Source organism: Thioalkalivibrio sp. ALE11, from assembly GCF_000381205.1.
In the GTDB taxonomy this organism is placed as follows: Bacteria; Pseudomonadota; Gammaproteobacteria; order Ectothiorhodospirales; family Ectothiorhodospiraceae; genus Thioalkalivibrio.
On record NZ_KB906168.1, the window covers coordinates 59169 to 85210 of the forward strand.

General features: G+C 65.7%; 21 protein-coding genes, 1 tRNA gene and 2 other RNA genes. 5 read left to right on the forward strand and 19 right to left on the reverse strand.

Annotation, left to right across the window (positions count from 1 at the left end; all coding sequences use genetic code 11):
- The 14 genes from fliN to purL form a co-directional block, all read right to left on the reverse strand.
- A complete protein-coding gene (gene fliN / locus F620_RS0107160) occupies positions 1–594 on the reverse strand; it encodes a flagellar motor switch protein FliN (protein ID WP_019570011.1) in 594 nt (197 codons plus the stop codon).
- Between the two features lie 16 nt (positions 595–610).
- Positions 611–1588, reverse strand: a complete 978-nt coding sequence (gene fliM / locus F620_RS0107165) for a flagellar motor switch protein FliM (protein ID WP_019570012.1) — start codon at positions 1586–1588, stop codon at positions 611–613.
- 10 nt (positions 1589–1598) lie between these two features.
- Positions 1599–2078 carry a flagellar basal body-associated protein FliL gene (fliL, locus tag F620_RS0107170; protein ID WP_019570013.1) on the reverse strand — a complete coding sequence of 160 codons (480 nt, stop codon included), beginning with the start codon at positions 2076–2078 and terminating at the stop codon, positions 1599–1601.
- A gap of 210 nt (positions 2079–2288) precedes the next feature.
- Positions 2289–3374 (reverse strand): flagellar hook-length control protein FliK, encoded by a 1086-nt coding sequence (locus F620_RS0107175; RefSeq protein WP_019570014.1) that lies wholly within the window; start codon positions 3372–3374, stop codon positions 2289–2291.
- A 67-nt stretch (positions 3375–3441) separates the two neighbouring features.
- Entirely contained in the window at positions 3442–3903 is a 462-nt protein-coding gene (gene fliJ / locus F620_RS0107180) for a flagellar export protein FliJ (protein ID WP_019570015.1), read from the reverse strand.
- Entirely contained in the window at positions 3900–5279 is a 1380-nt protein-coding gene (fliI, locus tag F620_RS0107185; protein ID WP_019570016.1) for a flagellar protein export ATPase FliI, read from the reverse strand. Before fliI ends, fliJ begins: the two co-directional genes overlap by 4 nt.
- On the reverse strand, positions 5276–6040 hold the full coding sequence (locus F620_RS0107190; protein WP_019570017.1) for a FliH/SctL family protein: 765 nt from the start codon (positions 6038–6040) through the stop codon (positions 5276–5278). The genes fliI and F620_RS0107190 overlap by 4 nt, the downstream gene beginning before the upstream one ends.
- Positions 6037–7050, reverse strand: coding sequence for a flagellar motor switch protein FliG (gene fliG, locus F620_RS0107195; protein ID WP_019022113.1), 1014 nt, complete (start codon positions 7048–7050; stop codon positions 6037–6039). The genes F620_RS0107190 and fliG overlap by 4 nt, the downstream gene beginning before the upstream one ends.
- Positions 7040–8734 carry a flagellar basal-body MS-ring/collar protein FliF gene (fliF, locus tag F620_RS0107200; RefSeq protein WP_019570018.1) on the reverse strand — a complete coding sequence of 565 codons (1695 nt, stop codon included), beginning with the start codon at positions 8732–8734 and terminating at the stop codon, positions 7040–7042. The genes fliG and fliF overlap by 11 nt, the downstream gene beginning before the upstream one ends.
- Before the next feature lie 29 nt (positions 8735–8763).
- Entirely contained in the window at positions 8764–9093 is a 330-nt protein-coding gene (fliE, locus tag F620_RS0107205; RefSeq protein ID WP_018869492.1) for a flagellar hook-basal body complex protein FliE, read from the reverse strand.
- Positions 9094–9173: 80 nt separating this feature from the next.
- Complete coding sequence (locus tag F620_RS0107210; RefSeq protein WP_019570019.1) at positions 9174–10547, reverse strand: sigma-54-dependent Fis family transcriptional regulator; 1374 nt, start codon at positions 10545–10547, stop codon at positions 9174–9176.
- Between the two features lie 144 nt (positions 10548–10691).
- The gene (locus tag F620_RS0107215; RefSeq protein ID WP_019022117.1) at positions 10692–12092 is read right to left on the reverse strand and encodes a sigma-54-dependent Fis family transcriptional regulator; all 1401 of its coding nucleotides are present in this window, start codon (positions 12090–12092) and stop codon (positions 10692–10694) included.
- Positions 12093–12158: 66 nt separating this feature from the next.
- Positions 12159–12698: a PilZ domain-containing protein gene (locus F620_RS0107220; RefSeq protein WP_019570020.1), complete on the reverse strand. Its 540-nt coding sequence runs from the start codon at positions 12696–12698 to the stop codon at positions 12159–12161.
- A gap of 24 nt (positions 12699–12722) precedes the next feature.
- Positions 12723–16595 (reverse strand): phosphoribosylformylglycinamidine synthase, encoded by a 3873-nt coding sequence (gene purL, locus F620_RS0107225; protein WP_026331345.1) that lies wholly within the window; start codon positions 16593–16595, stop codon positions 12723–12725.
- 131 nt (positions 16596–16726) lie between these two features.
- On the opposite strand from purL, the gene ssrA reads away from it, so the two are divergent.
- Positions 16727–17088, forward strand: a transfer-messenger RNA (tmRNA) gene (gene ssrA, locus F620_RS14795).
- A gap of 47 nt (positions 17089–17135) precedes the next feature.
- Entirely contained in the window at positions 17136–17555 is a 420-nt protein-coding gene (locus tag F620_RS0107230) for a secondary thiamine-phosphate synthase enzyme YjbQ (protein ID WP_019570022.1), read from the forward strand.
- Positions 17556–17563: 8 nt separating this feature from the next.
- Here the strand turns inward: F620_RS0107230 and rlmM are convergent, their stop codons facing one another.
- On the reverse strand, positions 17564–18637 hold the full coding sequence (gene rlmM / locus F620_RS0107235) for a 23S rRNA (cytidine(2498)-2'-O)-methyltransferase RlmM (RefSeq protein ID WP_019570023.1): 1074 nt from the start codon (positions 18635–18637) through the stop codon (positions 17564–17566).
- Between the two features lie 261 nt (positions 18638–18898).
- A complete protein-coding gene (gene soxB, locus F620_RS0107240) occupies positions 18899–20632 on the reverse strand; it encodes a thiosulfohydrolase SoxB (RefSeq protein ID WP_019570024.1) in 1734 nt (577 codons plus the stop codon).
- 437 nt (positions 20633–21069) lie between these two features.
- On the opposite strand from soxB, the gene F620_RS0107245 reads away from it, so the two are divergent.
- The 3 genes from F620_RS0107245 to F620_RS0107250 all read left to right on the forward strand — a co-directional run bounded on the left by F620_RS0107245 (position 21070) and on the right by F620_RS0107250 (position 23408).
- Positions 21070–21160: transfer RNA gene (locus F620_RS0107245), tRNA-Ser, on the forward strand.
- A gap of 40 nt (positions 21161–21200) precedes the next feature.
- Positions 21201–21347: non-coding RNA, RtT sRNA (locus tag F620_RS14800), on the forward strand.
- A 144-nt stretch (positions 21348–21491) separates the two neighbouring features.
- Positions 21492–23408, forward strand: coding sequence for a nucleoside-diphosphate sugar epimerase/dehydratase (locus tag F620_RS0107250; protein WP_019570025.1), 1917 nt, complete (start codon positions 21492–21494; stop codon positions 23406–23408).
- Positions 23409–23524: 116 nt separating this feature from the next.
- On the opposite strand, the gene F620_RS0107255 is transcribed toward F620_RS0107250, so the two are convergent.
- From F620_RS0107255 to F620_RS0107265, 3 genes are all read right to left on the reverse strand, one after another.
- The gene (locus F620_RS0107255) at positions 23525–24694 is read right to left on the reverse strand and encodes a DegT/DnrJ/EryC1/StrS aminotransferase family protein (RefSeq protein ID WP_019570026.1); all 1170 of its coding nucleotides are present in this window, start codon (positions 24692–24694) and stop codon (positions 23525–23527) included.
- Positions 24695–24763: 69 nt separating this feature from the next.
- Positions 24764–25399, reverse strand: a complete 636-nt coding sequence (locus F620_RS0107260) for a sugar transferase (RefSeq protein ID WP_019570027.1) — start codon at positions 25397–25399, stop codon at positions 24764–24766.
- Entirely contained in the window at positions 25399–26037 is a 639-nt protein-coding gene (locus F620_RS0107265; RefSeq protein WP_019570028.1) for a hypothetical protein, read from the reverse strand. The genes F620_RS0107260 and F620_RS0107265 overlap by 1 nt, the downstream gene beginning before the upstream one ends.
- Positions 26038–26042 lie beyond the last annotated feature (5 nt).

Sequence of the window (26042 nt, forward strand, 5' to 3'; positions counted from 1 at the left end):
CTATTTCAGCTTCCGGATGCGTTCGCTGGGGCTGATCACGTCGGTCAGGCGGATCCCGAATTTCTCGTTCACCACCACGACCTCGCCGTGCGCGATCAAGGTCCCGTTGACCAGCACGTCCAGCGGCTCCCCGGCCAGGCGTTCCAGTTCCACCACCGAACCCTGGTTGAGCTGGAGCAGATTACGAATCGGGATGCGGGTGCGGCCGATCTCCATGGAGATGGTCACCGGCACGTCCAGCACCATGTCCAGATTCACGTCTTCTTCTTCGCCGCCCCCGGAATCGGTCAGTTCATCCGGTTCCAGCGGCTGCGCATTCGGATCCGGCTTGTGCTTGCGTTCCCGCTCGCCCCCGGCGGCCGCCTTGCTGCGGCCGCCGGTGCCAGTGGAGGCGGCGTTGGCCGCATCGCTCTCGTGCGAATTGGACTGCGCCTGGGCCAGCAGCGCGTCGGGGTCCTCCGCCTCGCCCCCGGAGCTGTCATCCTGCTCCGCCAGGGCCGCAGCCCATTCATCGGCCAGGGCATCCTGATCCACCGACTCCTCGCCGTCGCCCTGTTCGGTTTCCTGATCCGGACGCTTGTCGTCGTCTGCCATCGTCCTGTCCTCTTGCCTATCGTTGTACGCGACCGGTGATCTTGATCGCGTTCTGGCCATTCGAAACCCCGAACTTGCCGCGCAGTAGCGGGATGTCCTCGACCTTCAGAGTGACTTCTTCGGGGATGTCCACCGGAATGATGTCGCCCGGCTTGATGTCCAGCAGCTCCTGCACGGTGACCTCCGCCTCGGTGAGCACCGAGGCGATCTCCACGTCCGCGTCCTGAACCTCTTCCCGCAGGGCGTTCATCCAGCGCTGATCGACATCGGAGCGATCCGACTGGATACCGGTATCCAGCTGCTCGCGGATCGGTTCGATCATCGAATAGGGCAGGGTCACGTGGAGATTGCCGCCGCCCCCATCCAGCTCGATGTGGAATTCGTTGATCACAACGATCTCGGTGGGGCTCACGATGTTCGCGAACTGGGGGTTGACCTCGGAGTTGAGAAACTCGAAGTCGATGTCCATGACCGGCTCCCAGGCCTTGGTCATGTCCTCGAACGCGCCCTCGAGGATGCTGTGCACCACCCGCATCTCCATCGGGGTGAAGTCACGGCCCTCGATGCGGGTATAGAAGCGCCCGTCGCCGCCGAAGAAGTTGTCCACCAGGATGAACACCAGCTTGGGGTCGAACACGAACAGGCCGGTGCCGTGCAGCGGATGCGCACGCACCAGGTTCAGGCTGGTGGGCACGAACAGCGAGTGCATGTACTCGGAAAACTTGGTCAGCCGGGTGCCGCTGACCGAGATCTCGGCCGAACGCCGCAGCATGTTGAACAGTCGCACGCGCAGGTGCCGCGCAAATCGCTCGTTGATCATCTCGAGCGTGGGCATGCGCCCGCGCACGATCCGGTCCTGGGTGGCGAAATTGAACTCGCGCGCCTGACCGTCGTGGGGAAACTCTTCCTCCTCGGTCTCGACGTCGCCGGAATCGACGCCGTGCAGCAGCGCGTCGATCTCGTCCTGGCTCAGGATGTCGGTTTGCTGTGCCATGACGCGCGCCTTACTGCATGACCAGTTCGGTGAACACCACGCGCTCCAGATCGGAGGGCGCTTCGCGCGACTCCAGGATCGCACGGACAGTGGCCGTCAGATCCTCCGCCAGCGCTTCCTTGCCTTCCCGCGTGTTCAGCTCGGTATATTCCTGATCCGAGAGGACGCCGAGGATGTCGTTGCGGACTACGGGCAGGTGATCTTCCACGGCTTCCAGGACCGCCGGGTCGGTGGACACCAGACCGATCTGCACGCGCAGGAACTGCACGCTTCCCGGGGCATCGATGTTCACCGTCATGGGATCGAGCGACGAATAGTGGCGCTCGGGCGGCTGATCTTCCGCCGTTTCGTCGGCGTCCTGCGACAGCAGGAACCAGGCGGCCGCGCCCCCGCCGCCGGCGAGCAGAACCGCAACGACCAGGAGGATGATGATCATCCATTTCCTGCCGCCGCCCCCCTTGTTCTCGAGTTCGACTTCCTTCTCCGCCATGACACACCCGCATTGCGTGGATTCGCTGCCGGAACCCAAGCAAGCGCGGTGCCATGAATCATTACTGTTTTATAAACAGGGAGTTGAATCCATCTGAGGGGGTGTGGTGCGTTATCCGGAGGATCGAGCGTCCGGCGTATGCGTCAACGAACCGGACGCTCCATCGATGGAGAAGTCGAGATTCTGGCGGCCGGCCTGCCGGAACGGACCTCAGGCAAACAGGTCCACCCGACGGTTGAGGAAGGAAAGGGTGCTGCCGGGAGCGACGGGACCTTCTTCGTCGTCGCTCTCTTCGCCCTCCGCACCCGTGGCGACGCCGGGTTCATCCCCGCTTCCGTAACCGTCGCCGGCCATCTCGGTATCCGCGGAATCGTCCGGCGGTTCATCCGACACCGAGGCATCGGCGAGCTCGAGCCCGCTGTCGGCGAGACTGTCACGCAGGCGCGGCATTGCCGCTTCCAGCACCTCACGGGTCACGGGGTTGGTACTGAAGAACTGTACACTGGCACGGTCCCCCTCCATGCTGACCCGCACATCCAGGACCCCCAGCTGAGGCGGATGCAGTTTCATCTCGGTGCGCCCGCCACGGGCCTGCGCCATCATCTGGATCTGCTCCGCGAGCTGGCGATCGCCCGAAGTCTGCAGCAGCCGGGTCAGATCCAGCCGCATCCCGCCGCCCCGCGCACCCTCGGCATCGGAGGCCTGGGCTGCCGGTTGGGCCAGTGCCTGGGCATTCTCACGGCCGCTGCGCGCCGATTCCGAGGCCTGTGTCAGCCACTGGGCCAGGACCTCGGTGGTCCCCTCACGCGAACCACCGCCGGTCAGCGTCCCCGGAGCCAGTTCCTGCAGCCGCGACCCCTGGTTCTGCCCTTCCGGACCGGCCTGCAGGAACAGGCGCATCAGAGAAACCGGGATGCCGTCGCCCGCCGCTCCGGACCCGGGCCCGTCTTCCAGCAGACTGCGCAGCTCGCGGCCGTCGATCTCTCCGTCACCTTCCTCGCCGGTCAGCCAGCCGGGCGGCAATTGCATGCCGTCCACAGCGGTCAGATCCTGCCCTTGCAGGAGATCCTGGAAGCGCTGGATCAGTCCTTCCAGATCCAGCTCGGCCAGCTCGGAATCATCCACCCCGAGCGCGCCCAGCATCGCTTCCAGCTGCGGGCGGAGTGCCTTCAGGAAACCGTCTTCCCCGCCTTTTCCCTTGTCTTTCAATTCCTTGAGCCGATCCATGCCCTCGCCGCCGTCGAGCAGCTGTGCCAGCGCTCCCAGCCCCTGTCCCGATGCCTGTGCTGCGATCATGTCCCGTCCTCGCCTGTTGCGCGCACCGCGCGCGTCCGCCCCTGCGGGGTCTGCGTATCCATACCTTTCAAGATTCCTGCCAGTTCACCGTGCGTTCGCCGGATTCCGGTTCCCGTGCGAAGGCCTGGCGGGTCGCCCACATGTCCTGTTCCACCTGCTGCCGCCGGGCCTGATGACGCTGTTCTTCGGCTCGCGTGCGTTCCAGCAGCTTTTCCAGCGACATGCAGTCGCGATGGTGTTCCAGCCATTGCTCGCGCGCCGTCTCCACCTGGCTTTCGGCCGCCTGGATGCGCAGGGCCTGCTGTTCCAGCGCCTCGCGCAGCTTCTGCCGCATGCCGGCCAGCCACTTGAGCGTGTTGGGGTCCTGCGGCATGGAGGCCGCCAGGTATTCCTGCTGGAAGGTTTCCAGCTGCTCGCGCTGGGCCTCGGCGGCGTTCAGCTGAGCGATGCGTTCGCCCAGTTCGCGAGTCGCCTCGGTCTCGCCGATCTGGCGGATGCGCAACAGCCGTTCGATGCGCTGCGGATTCATGCCCCGCCCCCGGTGAGTGCGACCAGCTGATCCCGCGCGGTGGCAAAATCCACCGCCTCGGTCGTGCCCTGCGCCAGGAACTGCTCCAGCCGGTCATGCATCGCCACGGCCTGGTCGAGGTGCGGATCGGCACCCTTGCGGTAAGCCCCCACCGAGATCAGGTCGCGGTTGCGCTGATAGGTGGCGGCCAGATCACGGAACCGCCGTGCCGCTTTCTCGTGTTCGGGCGTCGTCAGCGCACTCATCACGCGCGAGATCGATGCACCGACGTCGATGGCCGGGTAGCGACCGGTCTCGGCGATCTCGCGCGAGAGCACCACATGCCCGTCAAGGATCGCCCGCGCGGCGTCCACGATCGGATCGTTCGGGTCATCTCCCTCGGCCAGCACCGTATAGAATCCGGTGATCGAGCCCCCGCCCACGTCGCCATTGCCGGCACGCTCCACCAGCTGCGGCAGGCGCGCGAACACCGAGGCCGCATAGCCCTTGGAAGCCGGCGGCTCGCCGATGGCCATCGCGATCTCGCGCGCGCCCTGGGCGAAGCGGGTCAGCGAGTCCATCAGCAGCAGCACGTTCAGCCCCTGATCGCGGAACTGTTCCGCCACCGTGGTCGCCACCCAGGCCCCGTGCTGGCGCAGCAGCGGCGACTGATCCGCCGGCACCGCCACGACCACCGTACGCCGGCGGGATTCCTCGTCGAGGATCTCGTGGATGAAGTCGTTGACCTCGCGCCCGCGTTCCCCGATCAGCCCGACCACGATCACGTCGGCGCTGGTGTGGCGGGTCATCATCCCCAGCAGCACGCTCTTGCCCACGCCGGAACCGGCGAACAGCCCGAGCCGCTGGCCGCGCCCGACCGACAGCAGGGCGTTGATCGCGCGTACGCCGGTATCCAGAGGCTCGCGCACCGGGGCGCGCGACAGCGGGTTGATCGGCTGTCCGTTGAGCGTGGCACGATCATGCGTCCGGATCGGCCCGAGGCCGTCCAGTGGCTCGCCACGGGCGTCGATCACCCGCCCCAGCAGGCCATTGCCCACCGGGATCGAACGCTGGGTGTCCACCGGCTCGATGCGGGCCCCGGGCACCAGCCCGGCGACCGCCTCCTCCGGCATCAGGAACGTCCGGTCGTTCTGGAATCCCACAACCTCGGCGGGCACGGTTTCGCCGCGTTCGCCATGGATCAGGGCGCGGCCGCCCAGCGGCAGGCGCAGGCCCTCGGCCTCCAGGGTCAGACCGGTCACGCGCGACAGGATCCCCTGCGACTGCGGGGCCGCCACCCGTTCGACCCGCCCGCGCGACTGCTCCAGGCGTTCGCGCAGGCCCGCGGTGAGCCCGTCTCGCTGACGTGTATGGGCATCGCGAATACTGGCGGTCATGCCGGATCCTCCTCATCACGGGTCGACGCATCGTCCCCGGGTTCCTTTCGCTTCTCCGTACCCGCCCCGTCATGTGCCGACTCCGTGACCGGCTCGCGCGGCTCCGGATCCGTGTCCGGCACGCTCGCGTGGCCGTCCCAGATGGCCTCCACGGCCTGCCGCAGGCGACGCTCCAGACTGGCATCCACTTCGGACGCACCCGCCTCGACCCGACAGCCACCGCGCGCCAGTTCCGGGTCCGGGATCCAGGTGATCTCGCCCGCCTGCGCGGACCCCCATTGCTCCACCAGGGCCTGATCCTCGGGATGCAGATGCACCCGCACGCTGCGGTTGCGTCCCGGCAACTGCCGCATCGCCTCGTCCAGCACCTCACGGATGATCTCCGGTCGGGTCTGCAGCTCCACCCGGATCACCTGGCGCGCCAGCGCGGTCACCAGCGACAGCAGTTCCGGTTCCAGTGCATCGGCAGCCTCGGCGAGTGGATCACTGAGGCCCTGACCCACCGACTCCAGGGCCGCCACGGCCTCGCGCAGCTTCTTTTCCTCGCGCGCCCGCGCCGCCTTTTCGGCCTCCTGCTTGCCCAGTTCATGGCCCTCGGCGTAGCCCCGCTCGAAACCGTTCTGGCGCGCCTCTTCCTCGATCGCCTCGATCTCGGCGGCGGTGGGCAGGCGCCGCTGTTCCGGCTCGTTGCCGTTCTCGTCGAACTCCGGCGGCTCCCACAGGGAGGCCGCACTGGCGGACCCGGCGTCGTGCACGCTCACAGCATCTGCTCCCCGCCCTTGCCGCCGAGCACGATCTCACCGTTCTCCGCCAGGCGGCGAGCGACCTGCAGGATCTCCTTCTGCGCCCCTTCGACCTCGGAGACCCGCACCGGACCCTTGGCCTCCAGGTCCTCGCGCAGCATTTCGGCGGCGCGCTTGGACATGTTGCTGAAGATCTTGTCCTTCAGGTCGTCGTCGGCACCCTTCATCGCCAGCACCAGGGATTCGGTGGACACCTCCCGCAGCAGGGTCTGGATCCCGCGGTCGTCGACGTCGATCAGATTGTCGAAGACGAACATCAGCTCTTCGATACGCCCGGCCAGGTCCTGGTCCATCTCGCTGACCGTATCCATGATCTCCGCCTCGCGCGACCCGTCCATCAGGTTCATGATGTCCGCGGCGGTCTTGACCCCGCCGACCATCGAGGTCTTGGCCGTGTTGTTGCCGGAAAGCTGACGGTCGAGGATGTCATCCAGCTCCTGCAGCGCGGATGGCTGCACCCCGTCCAGGGTCGCGATGCGCATCACCACGTCGGACTGCACCCGCTTGGGCAGGTAGCTCAGGGTCTCGGCGGCCTGGTCGGCATCCAGATGCGACATCACGATCGCCACGATCTGCGGGTGCTCGTTGCGCAGCATGTCGGCGATCGCGCGCGGGTCCAGCCACTTCAGCGCGTCGATGCCCTTGGAATTGCGCCCCAGCAGGATGCGATCGATCAGGCCCTCGGCCTTGTCCTCGCCCAGCGCGTTCTGCAGCACGCTGCGTACATAATCATCGGCGCCAATACCCAGCGCGGTCTGCTCGCGCACGTGCCCGGAGAAGTCCTCCAGCACCGCGTTCACGTCGGTGCGCGAGATGCGCTCCATGTTGGCCATGGCCGCGCCGATCTTCTGGACCTCCTTGGGCCCCATGTGGCGCATGACCTCGGCGGCGGAATCCTCACCGAGGCTCATCATGAACACGGCCGCCCGTTCCGCGCCATCCAGTTTGGACTTCTTGCTATCGGCCATCTTCGTTCAACCAGGTCTTCATTACCTGCGCCACGCGTTTGGGATCTTCCTTCACCATCCCCCGCACGGCCTCGAGGTCCATCTCCTGCTGATCCTCTTCTGGCCCGGTCAGCGAAGCCACCGCGGAGCCCTCACCGCTGGGACCGCCACCACCGGCCGCGGATTCCCCGCTCTGGTCGGTCAGAGCCAGATTCTCGTCCGATTCCGCCTGCGGCTGCTGTGCCGGGCGCGCGGTTGCACCGCTCATCAGATGTTTCAGGGCCGGACGGATCACGGTCAGCAGGATGATCAGGGCCAGCAGCAGCGCCCCGATGAGCCTGGCCAGCTCCATGAACCAGGCCTGCGTCCAGAACGGGCGTTCTTCCTCGACGATTTCTTCTTCCACCGGCGCCTCGAACGGAGCACTGACCACGTTGATCGAATCCCCGCGCTGCTCGCTGAAGCCCACTGCCTGGCGGACCAGGTTCTCCAGACGCTCGATCTCCTCGGCGTCTCGTGCGACGCGCTGGACCTCTCCATCCTCGCCCACTTCCTCGCGGAAATCGACCACCACGGCGGTCGACAAACGCTCGACGCCGCCGGGCATTTCGCGGATGTGAGCGATGCGCCGGTCGACTTCGTAATTGCGCGTCGCCGAGCCCGAACGTTCACCGGTCGCCCCGTTCTCCGCGTTCTCGGCACCTTCGCCTTCTTCTTCGCCCACGGCACCCCCGGCAGGCGGCTGATTGGTCAGCGCGCCCGGCACGCCCATCGGTCCTTCGCCCGCGTCCCCGCGGATATCCTCGGAGATCTGCTCCGAGCGCAGCGCGATGGTGTCGGGATCGTAGAGTTCTTCGGTGCGTTCGATTTCGGAAAAATCGATGTCCGCCGATACCTGGACCCGCACGCGGTCGCCGCCCACGAGCGGCGACAGCAGGTCCCGGATCGCCTCGGCATAACGGCGCTCCACCTGACCCTGGAACGACAGACGGTCGCCGCTGCTGCGCATGCCGCCCTCTTCCAGCCCGTCCTCGGTCAGCAGCCGGCCCTGCTGGTCGACCACGGTCACGTTTTCGGGCGACAGGTCCGAGGTACTGGAGGCCACCATGTGGACGATGGCCCGGACCTGGGATTCGCTGAGGGAGCGGCCCCCGTGCAGGTGCACGGTGACCGAGGCGGTCGCCGGCGTGCGTTCACGCACGAAGACCGAATCCTGTCCTTCGGCGATGTGCACGCGGGCACGCTCGACCGCGTCCAGCGAGGAGACGGTACGGCCCAGCTCGCCTTCCATCGCCCGGCGATGGCGCGCGCTTTCCATCATCCGGCTGGTGCCGATGCCGGTGTCCTCCTGCAGCAGTTCGAAGCCCACATCCCCGGAGCGCGGCAGCCCTTCACCGGCCAGATGCAGGCGGGCTTCACCCACATCGCCGCGCGGTACCTTGATCTGACCGGTATCCGTATCAATGCGGTAGCGGATGCCGGCCCCGTCCAGCGCGGTCACCACCTCCGCGGCCTCGTCCTGCTCGAGCGACGAATACAGCGGGACGAAGGTGGGACTCGTCGCCCAGAACACGATCCCCGCGATCACGGCCAGCGCACCGGCCAGCATGCCGATCAGGGCCAGCTGCCGGCCGGCCGGCATGGTGCCGAAATCCTTGATGCCGCCGCTGACGACGGCGGGCAGAGTCTGCTGTGCTGCGGCCATGATCACGTCTCTCCGGAGGGATTACAGGCCTACACCTGCATCCGCATGATTTCCTGATAGGCATCCAGCAGGCGGTTGCGCACCTGATTGGTGGCCTCGAATGCCAGGCTGGATTTGTTCATCGCCACCATCACCTGCGGCAGGGACACGTTTTCATCACCCAGTTCAAAACGGGTCTGCAGATCGGTCGCCTCCTGCTGCACCTCGTTCACGTTGCGCAGCGAGTCACGCAGGACGTTCTGGAAGTCGGCGCCGCCGGCCTGACCGGTTCCACCTCCGGACGCAGGAGCCTCGACGCTCCCGCTTTCCGAGAGCTGCCGCATCTGCTGCAACACGTTCTGGATCTGCATTTCACTCATGCGTTACCTCCGGCTTCCACACGGGACGACGGTGCCTCGCCCCCGCTCAACCCAATCCCAAGCAAATGCCGGGCCAGTTCTCAGACCACTCCGGTGCGGGGGACATGGATGCCCGATTCGCGCAGTCGGGCGAGCTTGTAGCGCAGGGTGCGCGGGCTGATTCCCAGCCGTTCCGCGGCCTCCTTGCGTCGCCCTCCCGCTTCTCGCAACACGTTGAGGATCACCCGGCTTTCCTGGGTCTGCAGGGTCTGTTCCAGCAGAGGGGCCGACGGGATGTCGTCATCCGAAGCCGCCGGAACGGAAGGAGCGCCAGCCGCACTGACACCTTCGCCATGCTCCAGCATGTCGGCATCCAGCCAGATGGACTCGGCGGTGACCCGCCCGTCGCTGCGCTCGCCGGCCAGGGTGGCCGCCCGTTCCATCACGTTGGCCAGCTCGCGGGCATTCCCGGGCCAGTCATGCCCCATCAACCGCGATTCGGCCTCCGGTGCCAGTTCCACCAGCCGGCCCTGGCTTGCGCGGGTCAGCAGCGCCCGCGCCAGCGACGGAATGTCCTCCGGCCGCTCGCGCAGCGGCGGGATCCGCACCGGGAACACGCTCAGGCGGTAATACAGGTCCTCGCGGAGCACCCCCTCCGCCACCGCCTTGCGCAAATCACGATTGGAGGTTGCGATCACCCGCACGTCGACCGGACGGGTGCGCCGCCCGCCCAGCGGTTCCACTTCCCGTTCCTGCAGCACACGCAGCAGCTTGGGCTGCAGATGCACGGGGATTTCCGTCACCTCATCCAGCAGCAGCGTGCCCCCGTCCGCCTGTACGAACTTGCCGGGCCGCGCCTCGATCGCGCCGGTAAAGGCCCCCTTCGCGTGCCCGAACAGCAGGGCCTCCAGCATGGCCTCGGGCAGAGCGGCGCAGTTGATCGCCTCGAACGGCCCCTGAGCCCGGGCCGAGCGCGCATGGATCTGCCGCGCCAGCACCTCCTTGCCGACCCCCGACTCGCCAGTAATAAAGACCGTCGCAGCGGTTTGCGCGATCCGTTCGGCAAAGGCATCCAGCGAACGCATGCGCTCGCTGTGCGCCACCATTTCCGGGATCCGGGCCCGGGTGCCGGGGCCGGGGAGCTGATCGCGCAGCCACTGCGCCAGCGGCGCGGCCATGTCCGGGAGGCCGAAATGGGCATCCACGCCGGCGCGCATGGCGGCGATCTCGTTTTCATGGGTCGCATCCGGACTGATCACCGCGACCGGCAACCGTGCCGGGATCCGTTCACGCAGCGCGGCGGTCGCGGGATGCGCGATCAGGACGACCTCGGGGCGCTGCGCTTCCAGGGAACGTTCGAGCTCCCCGTCGTTGCAGTCCTGGAGGCGAACCCGCGGGATGGTGGCCAGCACCTGCACCACGCGTTCACGCAGGGCGGCGTCGGCATTGACCAGAAGAAGGGTCGCTCGAGGCATCGGTGCAGTCCTGTCGATGGGATTCGGACTGCCTCAAGCAGTTAGTGTGCCACCATGAATAAACCCCGGTTATTCAGGGACCTGCAAACAAGGTTGCCGGTTTTCGTCGGGATCTCGACAGCGGCAACGCCTTGCCACGGAGGCTCAGCCGTCAGAATCCCGTCCCAATCCGAACTTGCGCATGCGCTCAACCAGCGTCGTCCGCCGCATGCCGAGCCGCCGCGCGGCCCGCGCCACCACATGACCGGTATCGGCCAGCGCCGCTTCGATCATCGAGCGTTCCAGGTCGTTGAGATAATCACGCAGATCGACGCCTTCCGGTGGCAGGCCATCCGGTCCCGGCATGTTCGGGCCGGTGGCCGAGGCCAACGACCCGGCCGATGTCCCGCCCGGTTCGGGCGCCGCACCGCTGCGATCCTCCACCCCTTCCGGACGCACGCGCGGCGGCAGCTGCCCCAGGTCCACCGGCAGATCGGGGTACATGATGGACAGCTGTTCCAGCAGATTGCCCAGTTCGCGGATGTTGCCGGTCCAGTCCAGACGTTCCAGGTGAGCCACCACCGCCGGCGTCAGGTGCGCGGGGCTGCCCCCCTGTTCGCGCAGCCGCTCCTCCAGCGCCGTGATCAGCTGCGGAATGTCACTGGCGCGTTCGCGCAACGGCGGCAGTTCAATGGGGAAGACGTTGAGGCGGAAGAACAGGTCCTGACGGAAATTCCCCTCCGCCACGGCTTCGTCGAGGTTGCGATGGGTCGCCGCAATGATGCGCGCGTGGGTGGTGATCGACTTGTTCGAGCCCACGCGTTCGAACACCCGTTCCTGCAGCACCCGCAGCAGCTTGACCTGCATGGGCAGGGGCATGTCCCCGATTTCGTCGAGGAACAGCGTGCCGTCCTGCGCCAGCTCGAAGCGTCCGGTGCGCGCGGTGAAGGCCCCGGTGAACGCACCCTTCTCGTGACCGAAAAGCTCGCTTTCCAGCAGATCCGGGGGAATCGCGCCGCAGTTGACCGCGACGAACGGCTTGTCGGCGCGATCCGAGGCATCATGGATCGCCCGAGCGACCACCTCCTTGCCGGAACCGGTCTCGCCCAGGATCAGCGCGGTGGCATCGGTTCGCGCAACCTGCGCCACCAGCCGCTTGACCCCGACCATGGTCGGATGGTGACCGACCAGTCCGGGCACGTCGTCATGCACGCGCTGACCGCCGAACCGCAACCACTGCAGGATCTGGGTCACCCGGGAAACCGACACCGGGTGTTCCACCACCCAGTCCACGGCCTGGTGCTCAACCTTGCCGCCGTCGGTCGGCTGGGCCACCACTGGCAGGCTGTCGGGTGCGGCATCCGCCTGGGCCGCGACCGTGGATGCCGGGCCGCACAACCAGATGGCGGCAGGTTCGCGAGGGCCATCGGTGAGTCCGTTCGCGTCGATGCGCGTCTCGGCCTCGCACCCCATGGAGGCCAGAACGGCCCGTGTGTCGCGGGCGGCATCGGGCTCGCCACCCAGGGCGATGTGAAGGCCGGTGTCGTCTTCCTCGGGTGTCGCCATGCCGTGAGGGCTCCGGTCAGGGTATGAGTGGCCTCATACCTGAAGCCGATCACAGTATTATAGCGATCACCCGCCCCCGTCAACTTTCTGTCGTTTCTCCGCGACGTCGCGTCGATGCAGACGGAAAATCCACCGCCCCAGGGCGTCGTGCATGCGGTCATCATGCGTGGTCCAGCGGATCAACTGGGCCTCGTTACGACGTGTCGGGGGTTCGACACCCAGCACCAGGGGCTGAGGCAGAAAGTCGCTCAAATACAACGCCAGACGATCGGCATCTTCGGGCAGCGTGCCCTCCGGCAGCACGATCCCGCCACGGCTGATGACGACCGGCCGGACCGACGGGCGTTCGGGCTCCAGCGATTCGGCCAGCAGATGCACCAGCAGGTCCAGCTTGCGTTCCAGCCGCTGCAGTTCCTGGGCGGTCTCGTCCGCCACCCCGTGGGCGGCGTGGTTGCGTCCACCGCCGGCCTCGAACAGTTCGATACCGTCCACCAGACGCTCGGCCAGTTCGCCGTGGGTGAGCGGACGGCTGGTCGGGCCCACCGCCAGCGATGTGTTCACTGTCAGGGTCTCCCCCAGCCAGTCGCTCCAGTCCTGTTCGCTCATTATTTCCCCCTGTGCGGCCGTCGGTCAGCCAACGAATGCCCGGGCGTTGCGGAACAGACGCATCCACGGACCGTCCTCGCCCCACTCCGCGGGGTGCCAGCTGTGCTGCACGGTGCGGAACACCCGTTCGGGATGCGGCATCATGATGGTCGCGCGGCCATCCTCGCTGGTAAAGGCGGTCGCCCCGCGCGGCGAACCGTTGGGGTTGGCCGGGTAGGCCTCGGCCGGGGAGTCGTCGGCCTCCACGTAGCGCAGCGCCGCCTGATCGTACACCGGGGCCTCGCCGGGATATTCCACGCGCCCTTCTCCGTGCGACACCACCACCGGCAGCACCGAGCCCCCCATCCCGTCCAGCAGCACCGACGGCCCCGGCTCCACCCGTACCAGCGACAGGCGCGCCTCGAACTGTTCCGAACGATTGCGCACGAAGCGGGGCCAGTGCCCGGCCCCCGGGATCAGCGGCGCCAGCCGCGACAGCATCTGGCAGCCATTGCACACGCCGAGACTGAAGGTATCGTTGCGCTCGAAAAAGGACGCAAACTGCGTGCGCAGCCCTTCGTGATTGAGAATCGTGCGGGCCCAGCCCCCGCCGGCGCCCAGCACGTCACCGTAGGAAAACCCGCCGCAGGCCGCCAGGCCCTGCATGTCGGCCAGATCCCGCCGGCCCTCGAGCAGGTCCGTCATGTGCACGTCCACCGGCTGGAAACCGGCGCGCTCGAAGGCCGCCGCCATCTCGAGCTGACCGTTGACCCCCTGCTCGCGCAGGATCGCCACGCGTGGCCGCGCCCCGCTGGCGATGAACGGCGCCGCGATATCTTCCGACGGATCGAAATGCAGGCGTTCGGTAAGTCCGTCATCGGCGTCGATGCGTGCGTATTCCTCGTCGGCGCATTCGGGATTGTCGCGCAACCGCTGCATGTGTCGGGTGGTCGCCTGCCACTGGCGCTGGAGCCCTGCGCGCGTCGACTCCAGCAGGTTCTGTCCGGCCTGCGCGACCGTGACCGTCTCGTCTCTGCGCAGACGGGCCACCTCGTGCAGATGCGCGCCGAGACCGGCCTGTTGCATCGCCTCGCGCAGGGCCTCCTCCGCTCCGGCCCGCACCTGCAGGACCGCCCCCAGTTCCTCGTTGAACAGCCAGGCAGCCGGGTCCATCCCCGCCGGCACGTCGATGTCCAGGCCGAGACGGCCAGCGAAACCCATCTCCAGCAGGGTCGTGATCAGGCCTCCGTCCGAGCGGTCGTGGTAGGCACACAGCAGCCCCTCGCGGCGCAGGTGGCCGACCGCGTCCACGAATGCGCGCAGCGCCGCCGGATCTTCCACATCCGGGGGCACTTCACCGATGCCGCCCGCCGTCTGCGCCAGGGCCGAGCCGCCCAGCCGCATCCGGCCGGCCGCCAGATCCACGAACCACAGGCTGCCCCCCTCGCGGGCATCCGGCTCCGGGGTCAGGGTCCGGCGCGCGTCCGTCACCGGCGCGAAACCCGATACCACCAGGGTTACCGGCGCATGCATGTGGCGCTCGTGACCGTCGGCGTCCTGCCAGACCGTGCGCATCGACAGCGAGTCCTTGCCTACCGGGATGCTGATGCCGAGCTGCGGGCACAGATCCTCGGCGACCGCCCGGACGGTATCGAACAGGCCGGCCTCCTCGCCCGGCACCCCCGCAGCGGCCATCCAGTTCGCCGACAGGCGAATCGCCCGGGTGCCATCGATGTCCGCGGCGGCCAGGTTGGTCACCACCTCGCCGATCGCCATGCGTCCGGAGGCCGGCCCCGAGAGGATCGCCACCGGCGAACGTTCACCCATGGCCATGGCCTCGCCGGTATATCCGTCGAAGTCGGTCAGCGTCACGGCGCAGTCGGCCACCGGCACCTGCCAGGGACCGACCATGGGATCCCGCGCCACCAGGCCGCCCACCGAGCGGTCACCGATGCTGATCAGGAAGTGCTTGGCGGCCACCGCCGGCAGATTGAGGACTCGCTCCAGCGCCTCGGCCAGATCCGTACCGGCCGTTTCCAGCGTCGTGACCGGCGCGGCCCGGCGCGCGTCCTCGCGCGTCATCTTTGGTGTGGCGCCCAGCAGCATGCCCATCGGCATGTCCACCGCCGGCTCGTTGAACAGCCGGTCATCCACTCGCAGGTGGCCGTCATCGGTCGCCTGCCCCACCACCGCGAACGGCGCGCGCTCGCGCTCGCAGATCGCGCGGAAGGTCTCGAGGGCCGCGGCGTCCACCGCCAGCACATAGCGCTCCTGCGCCTCGTTGCACCACAGCTCCATCGGCGACAGGCCCGGTTCGGCGGTGGGCACTTCACGCAGTTCCATGCGCCCGCCGCGACCGGCATCATCCAGGATCTCCGGGATCGCGTTGGACAGTCCGCCGGCCCCGACGTCGTGGATGGAACGGATGGGGTTGCCCTGGCCCAGCGCGGTGCAGCGATCGATCACCTCCTGGCAGCGCCGCTGGATCTCGGGGTTGCCACGCTGCACCGAGGCATAATCCAGGGCCTCGCTGCTCGAGCCGCTGGCCATCGACGACGCGGCCCCGCCCCCCAGTCCGATCAGCATGGCGGGACCGCCCAGCACCACGATGGGCGTCTGTGCGGGCACCTCGCCCTTGTGCACGTGCTCGGCGCGCATCGACCCCACCCCGCCGGCCAGCATCACGGGCTTGTGGTAACCGTACAGGACCTCTCCACCGTCCGGCTGCGGCAACGCGGACTCCAGTGTGCGGAAATACCCGCACAGCGCCGGTCGTCCGAATTCGTTGTTGAAGGCCGCGGCGCCGATCGGCCCCTCCAGCATGATGTTCAGCGCGCTCTCGATCCGATTGGGCCGTCCGAAATCCCGCTCCCAGGGCTGTAGATGCGCCGGGATGCGCAGGTTGGACACGGTAAAACCGGTCAGCCCGGCCTTGGGTTTCGACCCGCGCCCGGTGGCGCCCTCGTCCCGGATCTCGCCACCGGAGCCCGTGGCCGCCCCCGGCCACGGCGAGATCGCGGTCGGATGGTTGTGAGTTTCCACCTTCATCAGCACCGGAAGATCCAGGTCCTCGCGACGGTATTCGCCATCGGGCCCGGGCATCAGCCGCACCCCCCGGTGGCCTTCGATCACCGAGGCATTGTCGCTGTAGGCGGACAGCACCCCGTCCGGATGGAGCCGATGGGTCTCGCGGATCATTCCGAAAAGCGTGCGGTCCTGCTCCTCGCCATCCACTACCCAGCGGGCGTTGAAGATCTTGTGCCGGCAGTGTTCGGAGTTCGCCTGCGCGAACATCATCAGCTCGGCGTCGGTCGGGGGCCGCCCCAGCGCTCGATAGCCTTCGGCCAGGTAATCGATCTCCTCTTCCGACAGCGCCAGCCCCAGCTCCCCGTTGGCGCGCGCCAGCGCGCTCCGGGCATCCGGCTCCAGCCTCACCCGTTGCAGCGAACGCGGCGTCTCCGCGCGGAACAGGGCGCCCGCGTCCGCGGGATCCTCGATGACCGCCTCGGTCATGCGGTCGAACAGCGGCGCAGCCATGTCCACAAGATCCAGCCCCTGCGGCAGCTCACCACCCACGTACCAGTGGGTACCCCGTTCGATCCGCTCGACGGCGGATTCCAGTCCCGCATGATGGGCAATCTCGGTGGCCTTGGATGACCAGGCGCTGATCGTGCCCGGGCGCGGGATCACCACGGGTTCGCGCACCGCCTCGAATGCAGGAGCGGACCAGGCCTCGCCTTCGTCCAGCAGCGCAGCCAGACGCTTCTCCTCGTCCGCATGGAGCCGGCGGTGCAGCTGGACGAAATACAGATGACGCGCCGCCAGACGAACCGGCACCCCGGTGCGCTCCTCCAGCGCCGTTTCCAGCGTCCGCAGTCGAAAGGAGGAAACCGCCGTGCCGCCTTCAAAAACCCGCATCATCTTCACCCGGTGTGCCGTGGTTGGACCTGTTTCGAGCCGCGCATTGTACCGGAGCACCGCCACCTCCGGGAGAATGTTGGAGGTGCACGGGAACTCCGACTGCGGTACCCTGTCCCAGTAGTTGCAAAGGGGGCGACCTGGATTCGACGCGGGTCGCGAAACCTGAGGTGCATGCCGAGGATGTAGTGAGCCTCGTAAAAATCACTGCAAAAAAATAGTTGCCAACGACGACAACTACGCACTCGCCGCTTAAAACCCGGTAGGGTGCCGTCCGACTGGAGCCGTGCTTGTGCGTCCAGTATCGGGCGTCGACTCTCACAAGCTCGCGGTGAAGCGTGCCCGGCGCGGATCCGTTAAAACTCAACCGGGATCGCCAGACGTCTTCCCTGCCTGTCGGGTAGCGGCTGGTTAAACGCAAAGACAGGATAAGCATGTAGAGCCGAGGGCGGAGGGCCTGCGGACGCGGGTTCGATTCCCGCCGCCTCCACCACATTCTGAAGACAATCAGGCGCCTGAGGGCGCCTTTTTTTGTTGCTTATGAGCGTTTACCAGGAAGATCTGACGATCACCACGCGGGGCCGCGGCAGCATCGCCGTCACCGATGCCGTGCGCGACATCATCCGTCGTTCGGGCATCACCACCGGCACCTGCCACGTCTTCCAGCACCACACCAGTGCCTCGCTGCTGATCACCGAGAACGCCGACCCGGACGTCCGCCGCGATCTGGAGACGATCCTGGCCCGGCTGGCCCCGGACGGCGACCCCGCCTACCGCCACGACATGGAAGGCGACGACGACATGGCCGCCCATGCCCGGGCCATGCTGACCCACAATGACCTGACCGTACCCGTGACCGGCGGGCGGCCCGCGCTGGGCACCTGGCAGGGCATTTTCCTGTGGGAACACCGTTATGCCGGCCATGACCGGCGGCTCACGGTGACCGTGCAGGGCGAATAGCCCGTTTTTCACCAGCCGGCCGCGCCGCGCGCCGGACGGGCGTGCACGGTGATTTCCTCGCGATCGTGATACAGCTGGCGCGCGCGCAGGCGAAATCCGTACCCGACCAGCCGGCCCTCCAGTCGATCAAGACATTCGCGCACGGTCTCGTAGCGCTTTTTCATCGGCAGCTTGAGGTTGAAGATCGCCTCTTCGGCCCAGCCCGCCTCCAGCCAGTCCCCGATTCGCTCGCTCACCCGTCCCGGCCGGTCCACGATGTCGCACACCAGCCAGTGCACCGGACGCGACGGCATCCAGGTAAACGCATCCTCGCGCACATGCTCCACCTGGCCCCCGGCCATCAGGTCGGCATCCATCGGCCCGTTGTCCACGGCCTGGACATGCAGGCCATGGCGCACCAGCTGCCAGGTCCAGCCCCCCGGCGCCGCCCCCAGATCCACCGCCGTCATGCCCTCCGCCAGTCGCTGTTCGCGCTCCTCGGGAGTCAGGAAGTGGAACCAGGCTTCCTCGAGTTTCAGTGCGGAACGGCTGGGCGCTGCGCGCGGGGCCTTCAGCCGCAGGATGCCCCCCGGTCGGTCGCTGCTGCTCTCCGGCGCGGCCAGACCCAGCTGCACACGGTCGCCGGCCGTCCAGAAACAATGCAGACGACGACCCTGCGCCTCACGCTCTTCGCGCAGCGCGCCAGCCTTGCGCAGTGCCGACTCCAGCGGGCGCTCCAGTGCCTTTCCCAGGCGTCGAAGCTCCTTGCCCTCGTTGGTATCCGGTGTCTCGTGCCAGATGGCCTCGAACGACCAGCCACTCGCGCGAATCCGTTCCACCACCGGGCTCACCCGGTCTTTGCGTGACAGGCCCTCCAGCGGATGCAGCGCCGGGAGGCGCTGGCGTGCGAAGATCCGCTCATCCAGGGGAAAGGCGTCGCGCAGCGGTGCCGAATCGCCATCGGCCGATAACAAGCGGACGCAGGCCGTCCCTTCAACGAACCGTGGATAGACGGCCAGACCTGCCCGCGCGGCTTCCGCGGCCAGCTCGCCGGCCAGGTCCTTCTCGAACCCCGCCCGGCAATAAAAAAGCAGTTCTTCCATGATCCTCCCCAAGTAATTCCGCGCCCCTGCGGGGCCCTGTAGAGCGGCCCCGGCCGCGAATCGCGGCGCCAATCAACACCCCGCGTTGTTCGCGTGCAAGCACGCTCCCTTCAAGGGTACCCCGAGAAGCCACCCCGGGAACCTTTCCGGGATCCCTCCTTCACTCGCGGCCTCTCGGGGGCAACAAAAAGGGCCGCCCCTCACGGGACGGCCCTTCACAATCCGGCTCGGGATCACAAGGATCCGGAGCAACTGGCGGCCTTAGCGAGCCAGGCCGGGATCACCCTCCACGTTCTTCAGCTTCGGCAGGTAGGGCTCGCCCACGTTGACCGTATCCTGGTTGCGCAGCCAGTTACCCACCACTTCCCAGACCGGGGGCGTGTCATGCGGCTGATGCACGTCGGCCCAGCCTGCCACCACATAGCGCCGCTCCGGATCCATGGGTTCGCCATTGATCTCCATGTCGGTGATGCGCTCGCCCATCGGCTTGTGCGGGTCAATGGTGTAGCGGATACCGCCGGTGCGCACCATGTCGCCGCCTCGATGACGATACGGATCTTCGTTGAAGATCGAGTTGGCCACGTCTTCCATCGCGTGCTTGAGATCCGCGCCGGTCATCTCGTTGCGCGTGGTCTCGGAGTACGTCGTTGCGGTCTGGGTCATCAGCTCTTCGAAAGTGATCGGCTGGCCCGGCAACACGCTCACGCCCCAGCGGAAACCCGGCGACAGCGCGACTTCGGCGTCCATCTCTTCCATCATCGCCTGGACGATGACCTCGTCGAAGGTACCGTTGAAGTTGCCGCGGCGGTAGAGGACGTCGTCGGTCACCGCCAGTTCTTCCCGCAGCTGGTCCTCGAACGGCTTGCGCACCTCTTCGATGTGCGCCTCCATCTCCGGATCCGCGTCCAGCATGTTGGCGAACACCGGCAGCATCTTGAAGCGGTAGTCCTTGATGCCGCTGTCGTTCACATCCAGGTCCAGCACACCCAGGAACTTGCCGTTGGAACCGGCGTTGGTCACCAGCGTGCGCTCGCCCGCGGCGTTCACGATCTCCAGCGCACCCGGGATCGCGTCGTGAGTGTGGCCGCCCATGATCACGTCGACGTCACGCAGCCGGCGGGCCATTTCGATGTCCGTCACCATGCCGTTGTGCGACAGGATCGCCACGACCTTCGCGCCCTTCTGACGCACCTCGTCGATCATCTGCTGCATCTTGTCGTCACGGATGCCGAACGACCATTCCGGGAACATGTAATCCGGATTGGCCACCGAGGTGTACGGGAAGGCCTGCCCGATCACGGCCACCGGGACGCCGTTCATCTCGCGGATGGTGTAGGGCTCGAAGATCCGGTCACCCCAGTCGCGATCCTCGACGTTCTGCGCGACGAAGTCGATGCCGTTGGGCTTGAAGTCGTTCTCGATGACTTCCTTGACGCGCTCGTCACCGAAGGTGAATTCCCAGTGACCGGTCATCACGTCCACGCCCAGCAGCTTCTGCGCGTCGACCATGTCCTGCCCGCCGGTCCACAGCGAGGTCGCCGAACCCTGCCAGGTGTCGCCACCGTCCAGCAGCAGGGAGTTCGGCCGGTCCGCACGCAGGCGCTTCACCAGCGTCGACAGATGCGAGAAGCCGCCGACCCGACCGTATTTCTCGGCCGCCTCGGCGAAATCGAGGAAGGTCAGCGCATGCGCCTCGGGCGTGCCCTTTTCCACCCCGAAATGGTCGAGCAGCGCCTCGCCGGCCAGCACCGGCGGCTTGCCCTGCATGTCCCCCACGCCGATGTTCACGTCCGGCTCACGGAAATAGACCGGGCGCAGCTGCGCGTGGCAGTCGGTGTAGTGCAGCAGAGACACGTTCCCGAACGGAGAAATGTCGTAGAAATCCGACGGCGCGCGCTGCCAGTCGATGCTCTCGCCCGCCCAGGCATTGGTGGCGAGGCCGGCCGCGCTGGCGGCCACCATGACTTCGAGGAATTCCCTCCGCGTGAGGTTCATATACCACTCCTGAGTGTTAGGACCTGAATGAAGAAAGCCGTCTGCCGGATCGCGCCGACAGACGCCCTGGTGAACCAAAAGACGTCGGCCCGACATCGGTTATTCCGTCCGGACACGGACCATAGCTACAGCGTGACGCGTAACGCCGCCTGCGTCGCAAAACGCCCACATACCAAGGGGACACAAAAAAGGCCCCTTCGTCCTGAAGGGGCCAACACGCGACATACACCACTTGACGGTGCCCGGCCCGGGACAGAGACCCTGCCGGCGACCACCACCGCAGAAAGCGGACAGTTCGAGTGTAGCGTCGGCACAAAGCGAGTTCGTGATGCAGATCAACGAGTAATGCCGGCACACCCCGGAGGCCTGCCCCTCGGGACCGCGCGGTCTCGTCCATTGCACACGGCGCCGATGTCGTTTAACCTTTCGCAGCTTACGGAGAGGTGGCCGAGCGGTCGAAGGCGCACGCCTGGAAAGTGTGTATACGGTAACCCCGTATCGAGGGTTCGAATCCCTCCCTCTCCGCCAGATTCTTGAACCAGGGGGCAACCGGGCCCCTGGTTCCATGTAAATCCCGGTCGGACGAGGGATTCGAACCCGAGGAATCGAGCAAACCGGGTTCGACGGGTGCCGCACCGCGGCACCCGAACATCGCCGCAGGCGATGGCCCGGAGGGCGAGCCACAGCGTGGCGAGTAATCCCTCCCTCTCCGCCAGATTTCAGGGGGAATTCCGGTCCATCCGACCGGATTCCGGCGCCCGCAGCGGGCAACACCGGAACTCGGCAAAAAGGGCCCTCGCGGCCCTTTTTCGCATTGGCTCCTCCTATGGCGCACACCCCGCGCCTGGACCGAGAAAGAATGGGCAACCCTAACAAGGATCACTCGTGCGTTCACCAGCGTCGGTGGCTAGGCTATCTCATCGGCCTTCCTCGCCGCACAAAACGCTGGTTGATGGTTGCCGCGGATGTGATCGTACTCCCGCTTGCGTTGTGGACGGCGTTTGCCGTCCGCCTGGCGGAGCCCCTTCCCGCCCCCTTGCTTAACGCCTGGTGGCTGTTTCCACTGCTGACCGTCACCGGAGTCTTCATCTTTGCGCGTCTGGGCCTGTACCGAGCGATCATCCGGTTCATGGGCACACGCGCCGTATGGGCCGTAGTCGCTGGCGTATCCTTGCTGGCATTGCTGTTATGGGTCGCTGCGATTGTCGGCAGACTCGACGACTTTCCCCTTCTGGTTCCAGTCCACTTTGCCATGCTGGCATTCATCTACGTAGGTGGTGGGCGTTTCCTGGTGCGCAGCTGGTACCAGAGCCTGAATGAATGGCGCCGTTATGCCGAACCGGTCCTGATTTATGGCGCCGGAGCGGCCGGTATGCAACTCGCTGCTGGCCTGGGAGCGGCCGGACGTTTCCGAATTGTCGCTTACATTGACGACAACCCGGGGCTCCAGAACCATGTGATCAACGGGATCCGGGTGCATCCGCCCGAAGCAATCGATGCGCTTGTCGCCCAGTACGGGATTCAACGGATCCTGCTGGCCATTCCTTCAGCAACTAGAGCTGCACGAAACCGTATCCTTGAGAGGCTCGAGCCCTACTCACTGCAAGTCCAGTCGGTGCCCTCAATGGAAGGTGTCGTGTCGGGCCAGGCCCTGCCCGACCAGCTCGAAGACGTCGATGTAGTCGACCTTCTCGGTCGGGATCCGGTCCCTCCCCAACCCGATCTGCTGGAACAGAGTGTTGCGCATCGGCGCGTGATGGTTACCGGCGCCGGAGGATCCATAGGCTCGGAACTTTGCCGCCGGATCCTGCCTCAGCGACCTGCCGCGCTACTCCTTGTTGAACGGAATGAATACGCGCTTTACCAGATCGAACGGGAAATGCTGGCCCTGCGCGACGAGCTCAGTCTGGATTGCGAGATCCACGCCTTTCTTGTTTCCGTTACTTTGCCGCGGCGCATCCGATGGATCCTCCAAAATCACAAGGTTCAGACCCTTTATCATGCCGCTGCATACAAACACGTTCCCATCGTCGAGGAAAACCCGGTCGAGGGCGTACGCAACAATGTATTTGGAACACGAATCGTCGCGGATGCTGCCATTGCCGAAGGTGTCGAGCGATTCATCTTTATCACCACCGACAAGGCCGTGCGTCCCACCAGCGTGATGGGAGCGAGTAAACGTCTTGCTGAGATGATTTTGCAAGAGCGTGCTGCCAAGGCACATGGCACCATTTTTACGATGGTGAGATTTGGCAACGTCCTCGGTTCTTCCGGATCGGTCATCCCTCTGTTCCATCAGCAGATCCGAGAGGGCGGGCCGGTCACCGTCACACATCCCGAGATCACTCGCTATTTCATGTCGATTCCGGAAGCCGCAGAGTTGGTGATTCAGGCCGGCACAATGGCCCACGGTGGCGAAATGTTTGTTCTGGACATGGGCGAGCCAGTCCGGATTCAGGATCTTGCCCGACGCTTGATTCGGCTTCATGGGCGGCGGGTTAAAGATGAGTACGGCAACCCGCCCAATGGAATCGAGATTGTCTTCACAGGGCTGCGTCCCGGCGAAAAGCTGTACGAAGAACTGGTGATCGGAGATCGTGTGGCAGCAACTCGACACCCGCGCATCATGCAGGCACGCGAGGCGCCCCCCTGTTCCAATGAGCTGCAGGAGATTCTGAGCTCCCTTGAAGACGCGGACGAGGCCATGGATGCCGACGCCACTCGATCCAGCCTTCAGCGAATTGTACCGGAATATCGCCCCGTTTCTTCACAATGAGACCGCCAGAACGATCGATTCCTTTGTCTCATCTGTAGCAGAATGACTGCATGGTGGTCACCGCGCCTTGTGCGCACGCAAAAGCGACGCAAACGTGCACATTGATCAGCATTCTCTTAACGGCGATGAACAGGGAATATATTTGCGCAAAAGATCTCAGCGACGAGATGCATATCGGCTTCCGAGAGGGTTGGGTCCACGGGAATCATCAGGCTGGTCATACCAAGCTCATGGGCGACCGGTAGTCGCGAGACCGGCCCCAAACCGCGGTCGGTGAAAGCTCGTTCGCGATAGACCTCGCTACAGATACCCTGACGTACCGGGACCCCCCTGGCCTGCAGTGCTGCCGCAACGTCATCCCGTTCAATGCCATTCGGCAGTTGCTCGGGAACCACGAAGGCATAGAACTGATACCAGGCAGGCTCGGCCGCCTTCGGAACTCTCGGTAGCCGCAACCATGGCAACCCCGCCAACCGTTTCTGCAACAAGGCCGCGTTAGTCCGCCGCCGGGCGATCCATCCGTCCAGCTTGCGCAGCTGCACACGGCCGATGGCCGACTGCATTTCGGTCAGACGCCAGTTCGTTCCGAACGATTCATGAACCCAGCGGAAGCCCGGAGGATGGGCCCTCTGATATACCGCTTCCCAGTCTTTTCCATGATCCTTGTAACTCCAGGCCCGTCGCCAGGCTTGCTCATCATGGAGCAAAAGCATGCCGCCTTCACCCCCGGTCGACATGATCTTGTCGGTACAGAAAGAGAAGGTGGCCACATCCCCCCTGCTTCCCACTGGCTGCCCGTCCCGCCGGGCGCCATGAGCCTGCGCACAGTCTTCGATGAGATAAAGCCCGTGTTTGTCCGCCAACATTCGCAAACCTGTCATATCACACGGCCAACCGGCCAGATGCACCGCGATAATCGCGCGTGTGCGCTCACTGAGCACCTCTTCCGCGGTCGCAGCCGTGATATTGCCGGTCTCACGGTCGACATCAGCGAATACGGGGGTTGCCCCGCGCATCACGATGCTTGACGCGGATGCCACAAAGGTCCGCGGGGGCACGATCACCTCGTCGCCCGGCCCTACCCCAAGGGCCTGCAGGCCCAGTTCCAGGGCCACGGAGCCGTTGGCTACAGCCACTCCGTAGGGGGCCCGGTGAAACGCGGCGAACTCGCGCTCGAACGCTCGCCCTTCCTCGCCGTTCCAGTAATTCACCCGGCCCGAACGCAGTACCCTTTCGACCGCGGCTATTTCTTCGTCGTCATATTCCGGCCAGACACTCTCGACCATGAAAAACTCCTTTGCATGGCAACGCAATCGACCGTCGGCCAGCGGCACACTGGCCGTCCCACGTCCTCTTTATTCGAACAGCGTGCGCCAGAGATATACGAGATCCTGGCGCAGTGACCAGTTCCGCACATAATCGCGATTGAGCCGTACCTTGTCCGGAAAAATGACGTAATAATTGTAGGCCTCCGGGTCTTCTACCGCCGCGAGAAGGGATTCTTCATCGCGATATTTCAGAGTGGCCGGCCCCGTAATCCCCGGACGAAGGGCCAGGATCTGTGCGTCTTCGCCCGTAAGGACGTCGGCAAACCCCGGCACATCCGGCCGCGGACCGACAAAGCTCATCTGTCCGAGCAGCACGTTCCACAGCTGCGGCAGTTCATCAATACGGCTCCGGCGAAAGAATCGCCCCAGCGTGGTGACGCGTGGATCACTGGCCGTGGTCACGCTGGTCAAATGGGTCGGCGAGTGGCGCATGGTCCGTATCTTCACGATCCGGAAATGCCGACCATGTCGGCCGACCCGTTGCTGTGTGAAAAAACCGTTCCGGCGAGTATCCAGCGTCGCCAGGAACCAGGCAACCACAATGAGCCAGGAAGTCAGCACCAGCCCGACCAGCGCGCCCGCAATGTCGAAGGCACGCTTGATTGCCGCCTGTCGCGGCGAAAGCCCGCTGCCATAAAGAATCGAAGGATCAGGTGCCGCCATCAGTCCGAATCATCTGAAAGCTTCAGAAACGGCGCTTCCGGATGCCCCGGAAGAAACTCGATGAGCAGGTAGTCGTTCGCCAGCTTGGTCACGATCTCGAATTTCGCCACTGCCGCATGGGAGCGCCAGGAAGCCAGATTGCAGCGATGGATGGTGGCGCGGGCCCGCAGCCCGGCCAGAGAAGCCTGCCAGTAAAGGTAGCGGGACAAAAACCGCCCCAGCCCCCTGTCCGTATAATCCGCGCACACCAGGCGGCCTATGAATGCCGATCCGGTGGGGGCAACCTTGAGGAGCGCATAGGCCACCAGTCGGTCGCCGATGAACAGTCCATATTTCAGGAAAACGCCGGAAGCCAGAACCCGACGCAGGGATCGCCGACTGAAACCGTGGGGTCGAAAGTACTGCAGCCTCCCATCTGGTTGTTCCGCGAGGAACGCATGGAGCCGATCCAGATCCGCCGGGCACAGTGGCCGGATTAATGCGGCCTGGCCATCGATCCCGCCCTCCAGGGTCGCCCGATTCCGTGCGTACCGAATGCGGGCTCCGAAGCGAATCAGTGTCACTGGACGGACCATCCCTTCCAATGCAGGAAACCAGCCCGGGAAGCGCTGCTTCAACCAGTAGGCCCATTGCTCCATCAGGA

Excerpts from the sequence above, each read along its gene's own strand:
- fliN (WP_019570011.1), bottom strand. The coding sequence starts at position 594 with ATGGCAGACGACGACAAGCGTCCGGATCAGGAAACCGAACAGGGCGAC.
- fliM (WP_019570012.1), bottom strand. The coding sequence starts at position 1,588 with ATGGCACAGCAAACCGACATCCTGAGCCAGGACGAGATCGACGCGCTG.
- fliL (WP_019570013.1), bottom strand. The coding sequence starts at position 2,078 with ATGGCGGAGAAGGAAGTCGAACTCGAGAACAAGGGGGGCGGCGGCAGG.
- F620_RS0107175 (WP_019570014.1), bottom strand. The coding sequence starts at position 3,374 with ATGATCGCAGCACAGGCATCGGGACAGGGGCTGGGAGCGCTGGCACAG.
- fliJ (WP_019570015.1), bottom strand. The coding sequence starts at position 3,903 with ATGAATCCGCAGCGCATCGAACGGCTGTTGCGCATCCGCCAGATCGGC.
- fliI (WP_019570016.1), bottom strand. The coding sequence starts at position 5,279 with ATGACCGCCAGTATTCGCGATGCCCATACACGTCAGCGAGACGGGCTC.
- fliG (WP_019022113.1), bottom strand. The coding sequence starts at position 7,050 with ATGGCCGATAGCAAGAAGTCCAAACTGGATGGCGCGGAACGGGCGGCC.
- fliF (WP_019570018.1), bottom strand. The coding sequence starts at position 8,734 with ATGGCCGCAGCACAGCAGACTCTGCCCGCCGTCGTCAGCGGCGGCATC.
- fliE (WP_018869492.1), bottom strand. The coding sequence starts at position 9,093 with ATGAGTGAAATGCAGATCCAGAACGTGTTGCAGCAGATGCGGCAGCTC.
- F620_RS0107210 (WP_019570019.1), bottom strand. The coding sequence starts at position 10,547 with ATGCCTCGAGCGACCCTTCTTCTGGTCAATGCCGACGCCGCCCTGCGT.
- F620_RS0107215 (WP_019022117.1), bottom strand. The coding sequence starts at position 12,092 with ATGGCGACACCCGAGGAAGACGACACCGGCCTTCACATCGCCCTGGGT.
- F620_RS0107220 (WP_019570020.1), bottom strand. The coding sequence starts at position 12,698 with ATGAGCGAACAGGACTGGAGCGACTGGCTGGGGGAGACCCTGACAGTG.
- purL (WP_026331345.1), bottom strand. The coding sequence starts at position 16,595 with ATGCGGGTTTTTGAAGGCGGCACGGCGGTTTCCTCCTTTCGACTGCGG.
- F620_RS0107230 (WP_019570022.1), top strand. The coding sequence starts at position 17,136 with ATGAGCGTTTACCAGGAAGATCTGACGATCACCACGCGGGGCCGCGGC.
- rlmM (WP_019570023.1), bottom strand. The coding sequence starts at position 18,637 with ATGGAAGAACTGCTTTTTTATTGCCGGGCGGGGTTCGAGAAGGACCTG.
- soxB (WP_019570024.1), bottom strand. The coding sequence starts at position 20,632 with ATGAACCTCACGCGGAGGGAATTCCTCGAAGTCATGGTGGCCGCCAGC.
- F620_RS0107250 (WP_019570025.1), top strand. The coding sequence starts at position 21,492 with ATGGGCAACCCTAACAAGGATCACTCGTGCGTTCACCAGCGTCGGTGG.
- F620_RS0107255 (WP_019570026.1), bottom strand. The coding sequence starts at position 24,694 with ATGGTCGAGAGTGTCTGGCCGGAATATGACGACGAAGAAATAGCCGCG.
- F620_RS0107260 (WP_019570027.1), bottom strand. The coding sequence starts at position 25,399 with ATGGCGGCACCTGATCCTTCGATTCTTTATGGCAGCGGGCTTTCGCCG.
- F620_RS0107265 (WP_019570028.1), bottom strand. The coding sequence starts at position 26,037 with ATGGAGCAATGGGCCTACTGGTTGAAGCAGCGCTTCCCGGGCTGGTTT.